At 70.8% G+C, this 14709-nt stretch carries 10 protein-coding genes and 1 CRISPR repeat array; of the genes, 7 read left to right on the top strand and 3 right to left on the bottom strand.

The features are described from left to right. The first annotated feature begins 141 nt into the window (after positions 1-141). The 7 genes from casA to cas2e are packed head-to-tail and all read left to right on the top strand — an operon-like array spanning position 142 to position 9896. A complete protein-coding gene (gene casA, locus AC07BS_RS23795; RefSeq protein WP_478934345.1) occupies positions 142-4962 on the top strand; it encodes a type I-E CRISPR-associated protein Cse1/CasA in 4821 nt (1606 codons plus the stop codon). Next, positions 4959-5795 carry a type I-E CRISPR-associated protein Cse2/CasB gene (gene casB, locus AC07BS_RS23790; protein ID WP_478934343.1) on the top strand — a complete coding sequence of 279 codons (837 nt, stop codon included), beginning with the start codon at positions 4959-4961 and terminating at the stop codon, positions 5793-5795. The genes casA and casB overlap by 4 nt, the downstream gene beginning before the upstream one ends. A 46-nt stretch (positions 5796-5841) precedes the next feature. After that, complete coding sequence (gene cas7e / locus AC07BS_RS23785) at positions 5842-7047, top strand: type I-E CRISPR-associated protein Cas7/Cse4/CasC (protein WP_478934341.1); 1206 nt, start codon at positions 5842-5844, stop codon at positions 7045-7047. Next, the gene (cas5e, locus tag AC07BS_RS23780; RefSeq protein ID WP_478934339.1) at positions 7044-7829 is read left to right on the top strand and encodes a type I-E CRISPR-associated protein Cas5/CasD; all 786 of its coding nucleotides are present in this window, start codon (positions 7044-7046) and stop codon (positions 7827-7829) included. The genes cas7e and cas5e overlap by 4 nt, the downstream gene beginning before the upstream one ends. Further along, on the top strand, positions 7829-8554 hold the full coding sequence (cas6e, locus tag AC07BS_RS23775) for a type I-E CRISPR-associated protein Cas6/Cse3/CasE (protein ID WP_478934337.1): 726 nt from the start codon (positions 7829-7831) through the stop codon (positions 8552-8554). The genes cas5e and cas6e overlap by 1 nt, the downstream gene beginning before the upstream one ends. Further along, a complete protein-coding gene (gene cas1e, locus AC07BS_RS23770; RefSeq protein ID WP_478934335.1) occupies positions 8551-9534 on the top strand; it encodes a type I-E CRISPR-associated endonuclease Cas1e in 984 nt (327 codons plus the stop codon). The genes cas6e and cas1e overlap by 4 nt, the downstream gene beginning before the upstream one ends. Next, the gene (gene cas2e / locus AC07BS_RS23765) at positions 9531-9896 is read left to right on the top strand and encodes a type I-E CRISPR-associated endoribonuclease Cas2e (RefSeq protein ID WP_478934333.1); all 366 of its coding nucleotides are present in this window, start codon (positions 9531-9533) and stop codon (positions 9894-9896) included. Before cas1e ends, cas2e begins: the two co-directional genes overlap by 4 nt. A 119-nt stretch (positions 9897-10015) precedes the next feature. Beyond that, positions 10016-11823: a CRISPR direct-repeat array (repeat unit 29 nt; unit sequence GTGGTCCCCGCGCCTGCGGGGGTGGTCCC). 64 nt (positions 11824-11887) lie between these two features. Here the strand turns inward: cas2e and AC07BS_RS23760 are convergent. Genes AC07BS_RS23760 through AC07BS_RS23750 form a run of 3 tightly spaced genes read right to left on the bottom strand, consistent with a single transcriptional unit; the run spans position 11888 to position 14692 of the window. Further along, the gene (locus tag AC07BS_RS23760; RefSeq protein WP_478934331.1) at positions 11888-12907 is read right to left on the bottom strand and encodes a pyridoxal-phosphate dependent enzyme; all 1020 of its coding nucleotides are present in this window, start codon (positions 12905-12907) and stop codon (positions 11888-11890) included. After that, the gene (locus AC07BS_RS23755; RefSeq protein WP_478934329.1) at positions 12828-13841 is read right to left on the bottom strand and encodes a GHMP family kinase ATP-binding protein; all 1014 of its coding nucleotides are present in this window, start codon (positions 13839-13841) and stop codon (positions 12828-12830) included. The genes AC07BS_RS23760 and AC07BS_RS23755 overlap by 80 nt, the downstream gene beginning before the upstream one ends. Further along, the gene (locus AC07BS_RS23750; protein ID WP_478934327.1) at positions 13841-14692 is read right to left on the bottom strand and encodes a Rossmann-like domain-containing protein; all 852 of its coding nucleotides are present in this window, start codon (positions 14690-14692) and stop codon (positions 13841-13843) included. Before AC07BS_RS23750 ends, AC07BS_RS23755 begins: the two co-directional genes overlap by 1 nt. Positions 14693-14709 lie beyond the last annotated feature (17 nt).

The following is a 14709-nucleotide window of genomic DNA, read 5'->3' as shown; positions in this document are numbered from 1 at the left end:
GCCACCACCGCCCCCCGAGCGTGGGACCCCCCCCCCCCCCCCCCCTCTCCCCCCCACCCTGGTGTGGCGCCCCCCCCCCCCCCCCCCCTCCCCCCCCCCCCTCTGCCCCCCCCCCCCCCCCCCCCCCAGGAAGTGGGAGTCATGCCCGAAGCACCCGTGGATGCGGATTCCCCGGACTCCGGAACCCCCTTCGGCCGGTTGTCAGATGCCGCGAGGTCAGCCTGGGCAAAGTCCGATCTCGCAACGGGCGGCTGGCTCCCCCTGTGGCGGCACCTGGCGGACACCGGGGCCGTGGCAGGCCGGCTGTGGGAGCAGTGGGTACCCCGCTCCATCCAGGAGTTGGTGGCCGAGGTCCTCCCCGGAGGAGCTTCCGACGCGTACAAGCTCATCCGGTTTCTGGCGGCTGCTCATGACGTCGGCAAAGCGACACCGGCCTTCGCGTGTCAGTTCGAGCCTCTGGCGCTCTCGATGCGTGACGCCGGCCTCGACATGCCTCTCGCCAGTACGTACGGGCAGGACCGTCGGATCGCTCCCCACGGTCTCGCCGGGCAGTTGCTGCTGCAGGAGTGGCTGGAGGAACGGTTCGGACTGCGCGGTCGGGTGTCGGGGCAGTTCGCCGTTGTAGTGGGTGGTCACCATGGGACGTTCCCCGACCACCAGCAGATCCACGACCTCCGGCTCCGGCCGCACCTGATGCGGCACCCCGGGTCGAGCGAAGCCCTATGGCGCAGCGTCCAGTTTGAGTTCATGGACGGCTGTGCTGCGTCGGCGAAGGTGATGGACCGGCTGCCGGAATGGAGTGAGGTGCGGCTGCCGCAGCCGGCGCAGGTGGTACTCACGGCGGTCGTAATCCTCGCCGACTGGATCGCCAGTTCGCCCGAGTTGTTTCCCTATGACCCGGAGACCTGGCAGCCTGCCGGCCCGGTCGGTGAACGGCGTCGGCTGGCCGCTGCCTGGGCCGGACTGGACCTACCGCGGCCCTGGGCGCCGAGCGAACCTGTGGAATCGGCCGACGAATTGCTTAGGCTACGGTTCGCCCGCCTGAAGGGAGCGACCATCCGGCCGGTTCAGGCCGAGGCTGTCCGGATGGCGCGGGAGATGCCGGTGCCCGGCCTGCTGGTGATCGAAGCTCCCATGGGTGAAGGAAAGACCGAGGCGGCACTCGCCGCGGCGGAGATCCTGGCGTCACGATCCGGTGCCGCCGGGCTGCTCATGGCATTGCCCACGCGTGCGACAGGGGACGCCATGTTCCCCCGGCTACTGGAATGGATGGCCTGCCTCCCGGATGGTGGCGAGGGTGACGACGGGCGGCGTTCCGTCGTACTCGCCCACGCCAAGGCTGCGCTCAACGACCTGTGGTCGGGGCTCCTGCGGCAGGGTCGACGGGCGATCGTCGCCGTTGATCCCGATGGGCGGGAGCCCAGTGGTGTGCGGTATGCCAAGCCTGCCGGATTCCATGCGCATCAGTGGTTGCGGGGGCGTAAGAAGCAGTTGCTGGCCTCGTTCGCGGTGGGGACCATCGACCAGGTGTTGTTCGCCGGACTGAAGAGCCGGCATCTGGTGTTGAGGCACCTGGCGGTAGCGGGCAAGGTCGTGATCATCGACGAAGCGCACGCCTACGACGCGTACATGGGGCGCTATCTGGATCGCGTGCTCGAGTGGCTGGCTGAGTACCGGGTACCGGTCGTCCTCCTGTCAGCGACACTGCCCTCGGATCGCAGGCGGACACTGGTGACCGCTTACACGGGGGCGTCGGGCGAAGGGGTGGAGGCAGACCCCGAAGCGTATCCACTGATCACCGCCGCGTCTCCTGGTCTCCCCGCGCTGACCGCACGCCCTCGCGCAGCCACCGGACGACAAAACGAGGTGGCCCTGGAACGCATGGACGACGATCTGCCATCACTGGCGGATCGCCTGGAGAGCGAACTGTCCGAGGGCGGTTGCGCTTTGATCGTACGGAACACCGTGGATCGGGTGCTGGAGACCGCCGCCATACTGCGGGACCGGCTGGGGGACGGGGCGGTCACCGTGGCCCACTCCCGCTTCCTCGCGGCGGACCGGGCAGCCCGGGACGCCGACTTGCTGCGCATGTTCGGCCCGGACGATCAGCAGCGTCCTCTTCGACATGTGGTCGTGGCCAGCCAAGTGGCAGAACAGTCACTCGACGTGGATTTCGATCTTCTGGTCACGGACCTGGCTCCTGTGGACCTGGTGCTGCAGCGGATGGGCCGTCTGCATCGGCATGCCCGGCGTCGGCCGTCGCGCTTGGCGCAGACACGTTGCCTCATCACAGGCGTGGACTGGAAGGCCAGTCCTCCGCGCCCGGTGGACGGGACACGCGCCGTCTATCGCAGTGAGTACACCCTGCTGCGCTCGCTGGCCGTGCTCGGTCCCCATTTGGACGGCGAAGCGCTGGAGCTGCCGGGTCGCATCAGCCCGCTGGTACAGGCTGTCTACGGTGACGAGCGGGTCGGACCTGCGCAATGGGCGCAACAACTCGACGAAGCGCACGCCGCTCATCGGAAGCTCATTTCCGAGAAACTGGAGAACGCCGGGACCTTTCTCCTCGGCTCGGCCGGGCGGGCCGGCCGGCCACTGTACGGGTGGCTCGAGGCGGCAGCCGGTGACGTGGACGACAGTCCTGCGGGGCGGGCCCAGGTTCGGGACAGTGCGGAGACGCTGGAGGTCCTGGTCGCCCAACGCCAGGCCGATGGACGACTGACGACCGTGCCGTGGCTGGACGACGACGCCGAAGGTGAACGGGGCGGTTTGGAGTTGCCGGTCGACTTCGTGCCGAGCCGGCGCGCTTGCAAGGCAGTGGCGGCCAGCGCGCTCACTCTGCCAGGGCGGTTCAGTACGCCATGGATGATCAACCGGACCATCGCAGAGCTGGAGCAGTTCCTGGTCCCTGCTTGGCAGGTCAAAGAATGTCCTTGGCTGGCCGGGGAGTTGTTTCTCGTTCTCGACCCGGATTGTCAGACCCGTCTGGCAGGCTTCGTTCTCACCTACAGCCGCGCGGACGGACTCCGGGTGGCCTCTTCCGAGGCGCCGGCGACCACGGGCGGCGCAACCGGGCGGGCCGTGAGGCCCGGTGACGGGCGCACGGGAGGGGAGAAGAGACGCAATGAGCACGGCGAGCAGCCGGTCCAGTCGGATGGCGAGCGGCTTGGTCCGGTACGCGAAGGGCGTGCGGAGGCGGATGTGGTGAGCGGGGTGACCGAGCAGCAGCCTCATGCGGCATCGGGGCCGCCCTCCTTCAACCTGGCCGACGAGCCGTGGCTGCCCGTACAGCGCACGGACGGGACCATCGCGCACGTTTCCCTGCTCGGCCTCTTCGCGCAGGCGAATTCCCTGCGCCGGCTGGTGGGAGACGTACCGACGCAGGAGATTGCCCTGCTGAGGCTGTTGCTCGCCGTCCTCTACGACGCACTGGACGGGCCCGCGGACGTGGAGGACTGGGAGGACCTGTGGCTGTCGGCGGATCCGTTCGCCGCCGTGCCGGAGTATCTCGCCCGTCATCACGGCCGCTTCGACCTGTTCGATCTCGAGCACCCGTTCTACCAGATCGCCGGGCTGCATACCGCGAAGAACGAGGTCGCGCCGCTCAGCCGGATCGTCGCAGACGTCCCTGTGGGCGAGTCCTTTTTCACCATGCGCCGTCCGGGTGTCGACACGCTGTCGTACGCGGAGGCCGCCCGGTGGCTCGTGCACGCCCATGCCTTCGACACCTCGGGCATCAAGTCCGCGATGGTGGGTGACGAGCGGGGCAAGGCGGGGAAGGTCTATCCGCTGGGGGTGGGCTCGCTGGGCCATCTCGGCGGAGTGTTCGCCGAAGGGGCTACCCTCCGGGAGACCTTGCTGCTCAACCTCATCGCGCTGGAGGAGTCGGAAGCGGGGTCCGGCGGCCGGGCAGAAGAGGACGTGCCGGTTTGGCGGCGCCCTGAGCCGCTCGGGCCCGGGGAGCGCAAGGGCATCGACGGTCAGGCGCGTCCCGCGGGGTTGCGCGACCTGTACACCTGGCAGTCGCGCCGTATCCGGTTGCACGCGGACGGCGGTGTCGTGACCGGAGTGGTCCTCGGGTACGGGGACCCCGTCACTCTCGCCGCCCCGTGGAAAGTCGAACCGATGTCGAGCTGGCGGCGCAACGAGGCCCAGGAGAAGAAGCAAGGCCGGACTCCCGTCTATACGCCGCTGCGGCACGATCCGAGCAGGGCGGCCTGGCGGGGGCTCGAATCGCTTCTCCCGGCCCGTCAGCAGCCGTCGGATGCAGGAGAGCGCGGTGGGCCGGCCCGCGTGCTGCGGTCCGGCATCGCCCGCTGGTTCACCCAGGTGATCACAGCAAGCGAGATCGACCCGGGCACACTGGTCCGGCTACGTCAGGTCGGTGCGGTGTACGGCACCCAACAGTCCGTGGTGGACGAGATCGTGGACGACTCCGTGGTACTGCCCGTGGTCACTCTCCACGAGAAGAACCCGGTCTTCGGCGCGGCCGCGGTCGACGCCGTCAGCGACGCGGAGAACGCCGTCACAGCACTGGGCCACCTAGCCGGCAATCTGTCCCGTGCTGCCGGTACGGATCCGACAGCCCCCGTCACGGCGGCCCGGGACCTGGGCTTCGGAACGCTGGACGGACCGTACCGGGCCTGGCTGAAGGACTTGCTGGCCTTCCCCGACATGCAAGCGGCGCGCCGGGAGTGGAGGACCACCGTCCGCCGCCACATGCTCCGGCTCGGCCGGCAGCTGCTCGACTCGACCGGTCCCGCCGCCGACGAGGGCCGGCTGATCGACATCCCCGGCGTCGGCACCCGGCTGATGGACGCAGGTCGCGCCGAACAGCTCTTCCGCGTGCGGCTCCTCAAGGTCCTCGGCCCACCGGAAGGCCGGGGACCATCCACGACCCCGCTCCCCCATCAGGCCGGCCCGCCATCCTTCCACGACGAACGTACGGAGAGCACGTCATGAGTACGACCTGGCAGGCGGCCGGTGCCGACCGGCACGCCGACCGGCACGCCGAGCGGCATCCTCTTTCCCTCGCCGAAGAGGCGACACTGCGCACCGTCGCCCGGCTTCAGAGCGGCTACCGGAAGGACAATCCGGCGGCTGTGGCCGCCGTGGCGCGGCTACGACGTGAGGCCGGCCGCGAGCCCCATGCCTCACCCACCAGTTGGGGCCTCGATGATCTGGAAGCGCTCACCGAGCTCCGGAGAGAGCAGCCCGAGGGGAGCGACGACAGCGCCCGATACCTGGTCCCACGGGCTCGGCGTGAATACGAACGGCGTGAGGCACGCGAGGACCGGGCGGTTCACTTGGCCGTGACCCTCTGGGCGCTGCACCAGCAGTCACTGCGCGACGAGGCGATGCACGTCCGCGGCTGGTCCCTGGGCCACGCCGTACGCCGGCTGGCCCACGAGAAGAACGAGACGACCGACACGGGCGGCGGGGCCCCTGACGACCGCACCCGGACGGACGGAAAGCCCGGAGCGGTCGAGAACGTCAGCCCCACCATTCGCAAACGCTTCGTCCGCCTGGGCGCCTCGTCCGACATCGACACGCTGGGCCGCCGGCTGCGCGAGATGGTGCTGCTGCTGCGCAACGCGCGCATCCCCCTGGACTACGGGCTGCTCGCCGACCAGCTCGAACGCTGGCAGCACGAGGAGCGCCAGGCCGATGTCAGGCGTGCCTGGGGTCGCGACTTCCACCGCCCGTACGGAGCGACCGCATCGGCGGATGAGGAGAGCGAGTCCGCCTCTCCACCACCGACCCCCGACTCAGCAACGGAACACACTGACGAATGACGCACGCCGAGACGTGAATACGCCGGCCAAGGAGAACGGAATTACCGTGACCCGCACCATCCTCGATGTCCATATCCTTCACGTAGTGCCACCCAGCAACCTCAATCGTGACGACACAGGAACACCGAAGTCGGCGTACTACGGCGGAGTCCGCCGGGCGCGGGTGTCGAGCCAGGCGTGGAAGCGTGCCACCCGGAGGGCGTTCAATGAGCTGTTGCCTCCCGAGGAGCTCGGCGTCCGGACGAAGAAGGTCGCCGAAGCACTGGCCAAACACATCATCGCCAAGGACAAGTCCCGTGAAGCGGTCGCCGTCCAGCTGGCCACCGAGACACTGAGAGCGGCAACCGGCGGCAAGATCGATCCTCCAAAGCGGAAGGCGAAGGACGGAGAGGAAACCTCCGCCGCGCCTGTGTCCCCGTACCTGATGTTCCTGAGCAGGCGGCAGCTGGACGCTCTCGCCGATGTGGCGATCGAGGGCAGCGGATCCGACGGGGACGTCAAGACGCTCACCGATCACCTCAAGGTCAAGGAGAACAAGGCCCTGGCCCGGCAGGCGGTGGACTCCCGTCATTCGGTGGACATCGCGCTCTTCGGGCGCATGGTCGCCGACTCCGCCGACCTCAACGTGGAGGCCGCCACGCAGGTGGCCCACGCCATCAGCGTGCACAAGTCGGACATCGAGTCCGACTATTACACCGCGGTGGACGACCTCAGCAATGAGGATGAGTCCGGCGCCGGCATGATCGGCACCGTCGACTTCAATTCTGCCACGCTCTACCGCTACGCAGCCGTGGACGTCGACGAGTTGGCGCGCAATCTCGGCCTCGGAATGCGAGGTGACGAAGCGCCGAGCACTCCGGTCGAGAGGGCGGTCGCCGCGTTCCTGGAGGCGTTCATCACCTCGCTGCCGACCGGGAAGATCAATACTTTCGGCAACCACACCCTGCCCTCCGCCGTGATCGTGAAGCTCCGGGACCGTCGACCGGTGAGCTTCGTCGGCGCGTTCGAGGAGCCGGTTCCCCAGGGAGCGGGCGGCGGATATCTGCGCGAGAGCTGCATCCGACTCGCCGAATACGTACAGGACTTGGAGAGGCAGTACGGAATCAAGACGCCCGACCACACCTGGGTCTTCCGTGTCGGCAACGAGACCGAGGAACTCGCGTCCCTGGGCCGGCCCGTCTCTCTGGACGTTCTGTTGCGGGAAGTCCGCGCGGCGGTGGCACAGCGACTGGCACCCGGAGTAGGCGCATGACGGTGCTGCTGTTGCGGCTCGCCGGCCCTCTCCAGGCCTGGGGCTCGACTGCCCGCTTCGCCCGCCGCAGCACCGAGAACGCGCCCACCAAGAGCGGCGTCCTCGGCCTGCTCGCCGCCGCCGAGGGCCGCCCTCGCGACGCCGATCTCTCCGACCTGACCGCGTTGCGGTTCGGCGTACGGATCGATCAGCCCGGCTCCCGCCTGCGGGACTTTCACACCGCCCACCACGCCGACTCCGGCAAGCCCATGCCGCTGTCCGAACGGTTCTACCTCGCCGACGCCGTGTTCGTGGCCGGCGTCGAGGGAGAGAAGGCGCTGCTGCAACGCCTGTACACGGCCGTGCGCGCCCCGCGCTTCCTGCCCTACCTCGGCCGACGTTCATGCCCTCCCTCGGCCCCCCTCGATCTGAGCCCGCCGCTGCCGGACACCACCCTCGAAGAGGCCCTGCGCACCGCGCCCTGGCAGGCATCCCGCTGGTATCGGCGGCGCGTAGAGCGCGCCACGGGGAACGACCGCATCCCGGACGCTCCACCACCTCTGGACCTTCTGATCGACTGCCCCCCGGTCGACGTCCCGTATCTGTCGCTCCGCGACACCCCGGTGAGCTTCGACCCACGACACAGGCAGTACGAGCTGCGCGGCATCGTCACCGACTCCGTCGACATACCAGCGCTCCCGCCGAGGACCGTACCGGCGCCGCACGACCCGACCACCGGGCTCCGCCCTCTCGCCCCGCCCGCGAACGCCGGTACGGCGGAAACCAGCCCGAGGACCAGCTGATGTACCTGACCCGCTTCCGCATCAACACCGCACGTGCCGGAGCACGCCGGCTGCTCGGATCACCGAACTTCATGCACGGCGCCGTGAACATGGCCTTCCCCGACCCGCTGCCTCGCGACAGTAACGAGCCCCGCGTGCTGTGGCGCGTGGATCCCACCGCTACCGGCCGCGCCGATCTGTTCATCGTCAGTCCCGGCCGCCCCGATCTGACCCACCTCGTCGAGGAAGCGGGCTGGCCCGGCCTGGAACAACCCGGATGGGCCACCTTCGCCTACGACGAGTTCCTCGACCGCCTCACCCCGGGCAGCTCCTGGGGCTTCCGGCTCACCGCCAACCCCGTGCACTACATCCGCCGACCCGTGGATTCCAAGGACACCCCGACGAAACGAGCAGCACACGTCACTCCGCACCACCAGATCGGCTGGCTGCTCCAACGGCAGACGCGCGCCGGCTTCGAAGTCGTACGCACCCCCGCCGAACGCCGGCTGACCGATCAGGGCCACGACCACGAAGTCGTCGTGCACAACCGGTTGCCCCTGCAGTTCCGCAAGAGCGACGCGGCGGCCGCCGCCCGCCACCAGGTCCGGTTCACCCGGGTCACCTTCGACGGCCGCCTGCGCGTCACCGACGTCGAAGCCTTCCGCCACACCCTCACCCACGGGCTGGGCAAATCCAAGGCCTACGGCTGTGGCCTCATGACCCTCGCCCCCCTCCAGACCTCATGACCACGGTCGGCCGGCGCAGCACCTCCACACCCCGCGAACTCACCCGGGTCGGCGACCGTATCTCCTTCGTCTACCTGGAACGCTGCACGATCCACCGCGAGGACAACGCGATCACGGCCACGGACGCGGACGGCGTCACCCACATTCCCTCCGCGACCATCGGGGCACTTCTCCTGGGCCCCGGCACCCGCATCACCCACCAAGCCATGTCCGTCCTCGGGGAATGCGGGGCCGGCGTGGTCTGGGTCGGTGAGCACGGCGTCCGCTTCTACGCGGGCGGCCGAGCCCTCACGCGCTCCTCCCACCTCCTGGAAGCACAGGCCACGGCCTGGGCCAACCGCCGCACCCGCCTCGATGTCGCACGCGCCATGTACCGGCTGCGCTTCCCGGACGACGACCCCTCCACCCGCACACGACAGCAGCTACTCAACATGGAGGGCCGGCGGGTCAAAGAGTGCTACCACCGCGAGTCGGCCCGCACCGGAGTCCCCTGGCGTCGACGCGACTACCACCACGGCGATTTCGCCGCCGGCGACCCCGCGAACCAGGCCGTCACCGCAGCCGCCCAATGCATGTACGGAATCGCCCACACCGTAGTGGCGGCACTCGGCTGCGCAGCTGGACTGGGCTTCGTGCACTCCGGACACGAACGCTCCTTCGTCCTGGACATCGCCGACCTTTACAAGGCCGAGATCGGCATTCCGGCCGCCTTCGACGCAGCCGCCGAAGGTGAAGAAGACGTCGCGACCCGTACCCGTCGCGCCCTCCGGGACCGCATCAACGCAGGCGGTCTGCTCGACCGCTGCGTGCGAGACATCAAGGACCTCCTCCTCGCACACCACACTCCACAGATACAGGAAACAGACGACGTGACCGACCGGGTGAGCCTCCAATCGGACGGCGGTCGGCTCCTGGAAAGCGGACGCAACCATGCCCATGCCCCGATCGAGGGCAGCACCTGGGAGGACCCCATCTGGTGACCGTCATCGTCCTCGCCAACTGTCCCGCAGGGCTACGCGGATTCCTCACCCGCTGGCTCCTGGAGATCTCTCCCGGCGTCTTCCTGGGCGCGCCCACCACGCGCGTACGCGACATCCTCTGGGAAGAGGTCCGCCAGTACCGCGGCAAGGGCCGGGCCCTGCTCGCCTACCAGACCAACAACGAACAGGGCTTCGCCTTCGCCACCCACGAACACGCCTGGCACCCCAAGGACCACGAAGGCCTCGTCCTCCTCCGCCGCCCCTGCCCACAGGCGCCCCCTACAGCCGAGAGCAACCCACCGGGCCCGCCACTCCAAGGCTGGAGCAAGGCGGCAAGGCGACGACGCTTCGGAGGCCGGTAGTGGGACCACCACCCCATGGGCTCTCTGCTGATGCCAAGATCCCGAAGGGCGCTATGTCCGTGTCTCGAGAAGTAATCAAATTCCGCTCCCTGACCGCATGAAAGCCCAGCTCACGGCCTGTGGTCCCCGCGCCTGCGGGGGTGGTCCCTCCGTTCTGCGGTCGTCGTGTTGCGGGGCTTGGTGGTCCCCGCGCCTGCGGGGGTGGTCCCGCGCTGCCGGCCAACTTCCCCTACGAGATCGAGTGGTCCCCGCGCCTGCGGGGGTGGTCCCCGCACCGCGCGCTACGAGACCGAGGTCGACGTGTGGTCCCCGCGCCTGCGGGGGTGGTCCCCGCACCGCGCGCTACGAGACCGAGGTCGACGTGTGGTCCCCGCGCCTGCGGGGGTGGTCCCGGCCCCCGGTGCCACTGCGGTACCCCGATTGCGTGGTCCCCGCGCCTGCGGGGGTGGTCCCTGCATTGACACTGTGGTTGAGTAGTTCGCAACGTGGTCCCCGCGCCTGCGGGGGTGGTCCCCGGGCCGTCCGGGCGGGGCCGACTTCCTTGCCGTGGTCCCCGCGCCTGCGGGGGTGGTCCCGTGGACCGACCCGCCCTCAGACTCTGGGTCACGTGGTCCCCGCGCCTGCGGGGGTGGTCCCTACTCCTCCGCGCGGTCCCTCGCGGCCCGCGCGTGGTCCCCGCGCCTGCGGGGGTGGTCCCGCGAACAACGGCGCGCCGAGCGGGAGTCGCGAGTGGTCCCCGCGCCTGCGGGGATGGTCCCCTGGTGCTGGAGAACAAGAATGCGAAGGGAGTGTGGTCCCCGCGCCTGCGGGGGTGGTCCCGGGCGGGGTACGCCGGGGTCGTCACGTGGTGGTCCCCGCGCCTGCGGGGGTAGTCCCCGGCGCTTCGTCCCGTCCGCCCGGGGGGGCCAGGTGGTCCCCGCGCCTGCGGGGGTGGTCCCGATTCGGCGACCACCCGATGACCACCGAACCGGTGGTCCCCGCGCCTGCGGGGGTGGTCCCCTGCGCGCCCTTTGCCAGAGCTGTCATCTCGCGTGGTCCCCGCGCCTGCGGGGGTGGTCCCGGGCTGGGCAGCAGGCCGGCGTCCAGCTCCACGTGGTCCCCGCGCCTGCGGGGGTGGTCCCCCGACCAAACGAATCTGGGTCAAGTCGAGTTAGTGGTCCCCGCGCCTGCGGGGGTGGTCCCCGCGGTCCCGGTCGCGGAATCTGGGATGCCCTGTGGTCCCCGCGCCTGCGGGGGTGGTCCCCCAGATCCGCCCGCAGCGGACCAGCCCGATCGTGTGGTCCCCGCGCCTGCGGGGGGTCCCTCAGCGGGTTTTTGGTGCTCTTGCGTACGTTTGTGGTCCCCGCGCCTACGGGGGTGGTCCCGCGCACTTTGATCGGGTTTAAGCCGACTGCGTGTGGTCCCCGCGCCTGCGGGGGTGGTCCCGGAGCGCGGTCTCCAGATCGAAGCGGTGAGTGGTGGTCCCCGGGCCTGCGGGGGTGGTCCCGCCCTCGCCCCTGCCTTCCGTGGAATCGCTTCGTGGTCCCCGCGCCTGCGGGGGTGGTCCCGGCCGCTACCTGGACGGCTGGTACAACCGGCTGTGGTCCCCGCGCCTGCGGGGGTGGTCCCACCCGGGGGAGCGGCCGGAGGAACGGACCGGAGGAACGGACCGGAGTGGTCCCCGCGCCTGCGGGGGTGGTCCCACGCCGGGCCGGGGAGCCTTGAGGACTTCGACGTGGTCCCCGCGCCTGCGGGGGTGGTCCCGGGTGGACGATCTGCGCTTGGCCATGCGGGCGGTGGTCCCCGCGCCTGCGGGGGTGGTCCCTGGATCGCGTCGGCTGGCGCGTCGGCCGTCTTGTGCTCCCCGCGCCTGCGGGGGTGGTCCCCGTTCGAAGGCGGGGTTGCCCTTGAGGGTCGTCGTGGTCCCCGCGCCTGCGGGGCTGGTCCCCTGGGGCGGTGGCTATGACCACCCCAACCCCGCATGCCCGCCTGCCGCCCAGGGAACCCGCCCGTCAGCCTCCGGCCAGAACCGTCGCCGGCGCCCGGTTCCAGCGCATGCGCGACCACGGCAGCGTCAGCTCGCTCTGGTCCGCCACCTCCCTGGGCGCGAGGGACGCGATCGGGGTGGCCTCCTGGTGGCGGGCGTAGACCGTGTCGACGTAGCGGTGGCCGGTGTCGGCGGCTATGAAGAGGGCCGTCCGTTCCGGAGCCCGTTCGCGTTCGTGGCGGGCCGCGAGGTAGGCGGCGCCGGTCGACAGGCCCGCGAAGACCGCGTGCCGGCTCAACAGGTCGACGCTGCCGGACAGTGCCGCGTCGAAGGAGATCCAGTGCAGGGTGTCGTACAGCTCGTGCGCGACGTTCCCGAAGGGGATGGAGCTGCCGATCCCGGCGATGATGATCTCGGGGTCGGAGACGTGCTCGGCCCCGAACGTGACGCTGCCGTACGGCTGGACGCCCACGAGCTCGACGTCGCCCGATCCGCCCGGGGCCGCGCGCAGGTAGCGGGCCAGGGCGCCTGTGGAGGCGCCCGAGCCGACGCCGCCGACCACGGTGAGCGCTTCCGTGCCGGTCGCCTCGCGGACGCGGTCGGCGACCGCGCGGTAGCCGAGGTAGTGGATGTCGTCGTGGTACTGCCGCATCCAGTGGTACTCGGGATGCTCGGCGAGGATCTCGTGGATCCGCTCCACCCGCCGTTTCTGGTCCAGCTTGAGGTCGCTGCACGGTTCCATCCGCTCCAGCCGGGCCCCGAGCACGGCGAGCTGGGTCCGCAGGGTGTGGTCCACCGTCGTCGAGCCGACGATGTGGCAGCGCATGCCGTGCCGGTGGCAGGCCAGGGCGAGCGCGTACGCGTAGATGCCGCTGGAGCTGTCGAGCAGCGTGTCACCGCGGCGTACGACCCCGGTGTCGAGCAGGTGGCGTACCGCGGCGAGGGCGGAGACCACCTTCATCGTCTCAAAGCGCAGGCAGACGAACCGGTCGTCGAGGCGTATCAGGTCCGGCCTGCCGATCGACTCCGCGATGTGCTGGTCCATCCAGGAACTCCTCATGAGTAGCGGTAGTGGTGGTGAAGGTCCGGGTGGCCGGGATGCCGTGGACGTCCAGGGCGCGCAGGCAGCCGCGCACCCTGTACCGCAGGCCCGGGGCGGCCGGGTCGAACAGGACGCCCGCCACGGCGCCGCTGTGCGCGATCTGGACGCCCACGGCCCCGGCCCGGCGGGCGACGGCGGTCAGCGCGTCGAACTCGGGGTGGCCGAGCACCCGCTGGCCGCGCCGCGCGCTGGCGGTGGCGACCTGGCCGAGCAGCCGCGCGTCGCCGGTGGCCACCGCCCGGCGCAGCCGGGTGCGCAGCCGCTCGCAGGCCCGTACGTCGTCGGCGTCGGCCTCGGCGGGCGGGCGTACGGGCAGGGACAGGGTGTCCACGGGCGCGCCCCCGCCGAGGGCGCAGCCCACGACGACCAGCGGCGGCAGGGACGGGCCGAGGACCTCCAGGATCCGGCCCTCCCGCTGGGCGAACAGCACCGGGCGGCCGTCCAGCATCAGGGGGTCGCAGGCCAGTTCCGCTCGCACGGCCAGCCGGGCGACCGCGTCGGGGGCCAGCCGCGTCCCGTACGCGTCGGCGACCGCCCGTACGGCGGCGATCACGTCGCCGGTGGAACTGCCCATGCCCAGGCCCACCGGTATGTCGGACGTGATCCGCAACTCCCCGCCGCAGGGCGGCCGGCCGGTCCGCTGGGCGCACTCGGTGACCGCGAGGACCGCGGCGCGCGCGGCCTTCGTACGGTCGGCGGGTACGACGGTGAGCGTGCCGGGCGCCGTACCGGGCCGGGGGACGAACGCGGCGCGGCTGCCGGGCCCCGCCATCGGCAGGGTGACCAGGCCCGCGCACCGGCGCCCGGCGTCGTCGAGGAAGACACCCTGGAGGATCTCGCCGTGGTGGCAGGGGGCGTACCCGGTGCCGGCGGGCATCACGCGCGGCCCGCCGGCCGGTAGCGGTACAGGACCGTCTCCTCGGCGCTGAACTGGGAGAAGGGGAACGGTTCCGCGGACAGGGCTGTCACGCCCGAGGCGAGGAAGGCGCGGGCGACGGCGCTGCCGGTCTGCGCGTAGACGATCAGCGGGACGCCCCGGGACCGGCAGCGTTCCAGGATGGTGTCGAACGAGCCGTTGCTGAGCGTCATTCCGGTGGCGATCACGGCGTCGGCGCGGTCCAGCACGTCGTGCATGTCGTCGGTGACGGGGTCGCCCCACTGGGTGGCCTTGAGGTTGAAGTCGCAGGGCAGCGGCCGGCCGCCGCGCTCGCGTATCGCCGCGACCAGCGGGTTGACGACGCCGATGAGGCCGACCCGGGCGCCCTCCTCGATGTCCAGGAGGCCGGCGATCGCCGCGTCGCGGGCCTTCGCGCGGACCTCCGGGGTGCCGGTGGGGAGGGTGACGGACTCGGCGTCGCCCGCCTCGGCGGCCACGCGGTGCGGGCGGGTCTCGGCGAGGTAGGCGTCGAGGGCGGCGATCCGCAGCGGGCGCGGGGCCTCGCGCAGCAGGACGTCGAGCGGGGTGCCGGAGGAGTCGCGGCAGACCGCCGGATCGATCTCGCCGGCCTCGAAGGCGCAGGCGCCGAAGGAGCCGCCGAGGCGGACCAGGACGTACTGGTTGAGGTAGGTGGTGTCGCCGCCGGCGAGGCGGGTGCCGTGGTGGATCCAGAACACGCTGGTCGTGACGAGTCCGGAGGGGAGCGGGCCGTGTTCGCCCGCGAGGACGGCTTCGAGGAGCGCGTCGGTGGTGAGGGTGGGGGAAGGGGCCGGGGGTGTCGTCGGGGTCATGGGGGTTCCTTTCACGG

The sequence above is a fragment of the Streptomyces sp. NPDC044063 genome (assembly GCF_056434285.1).
Note: the sequence above shows the minus strand (reverse complement) of the source record. Positions and strands in the feature narration are given on the sequence as shown.

Coding starts and splice junctions, on each gene's coding strand:
- cas1e (WP_478934335.1), top strand. CDS start 8,551: ATGACCACGGTCGGCCGGCGCAGCACCTCCACACCCCGCGAACTCACC.
- casB (WP_478934343.1), top strand. CDS start 4,959: ATGAGTACGACCTGGCAGGCGGCCGGTGCCGACCGGCACGCCGACCGG.
- cas6e (WP_478934337.1), top strand. CDS start 7,829: ATGTACCTGACCCGCTTCCGCATCAACACCGCACGTGCCGGAGCACGC.
- cas5e (WP_478934339.1), top strand. CDS start 7,044: ATGACGGTGCTGCTGTTGCGGCTCGCCGGCCCTCTCCAGGCCTGGGGC.
- AC07BS_RS23755 (WP_478934329.1), bottom strand. CDS start 13,841: ATGCCCGCCGGCACCGGGTACGCCCCCTGCCACCACGGCGAGATCCTC.
- casA (WP_478934345.1), top strand. CDS start 142: ATGCCCGAAGCACCCGTGGATGCGGATTCCCCGGACTCCGGAACCCCC.
- AC07BS_RS23750 (WP_478934327.1), bottom strand. CDS start 14,692: ATGACCCCGACGACACCCCCGGCCCCTTCCCCCACCCTCACCACCGAC.
- AC07BS_RS23760 (WP_478934331.1), bottom strand. CDS start 12,907: ATGGACCAGCACATCGCGGAGTCGATCGGCAGGCCGGACCTGATACGC.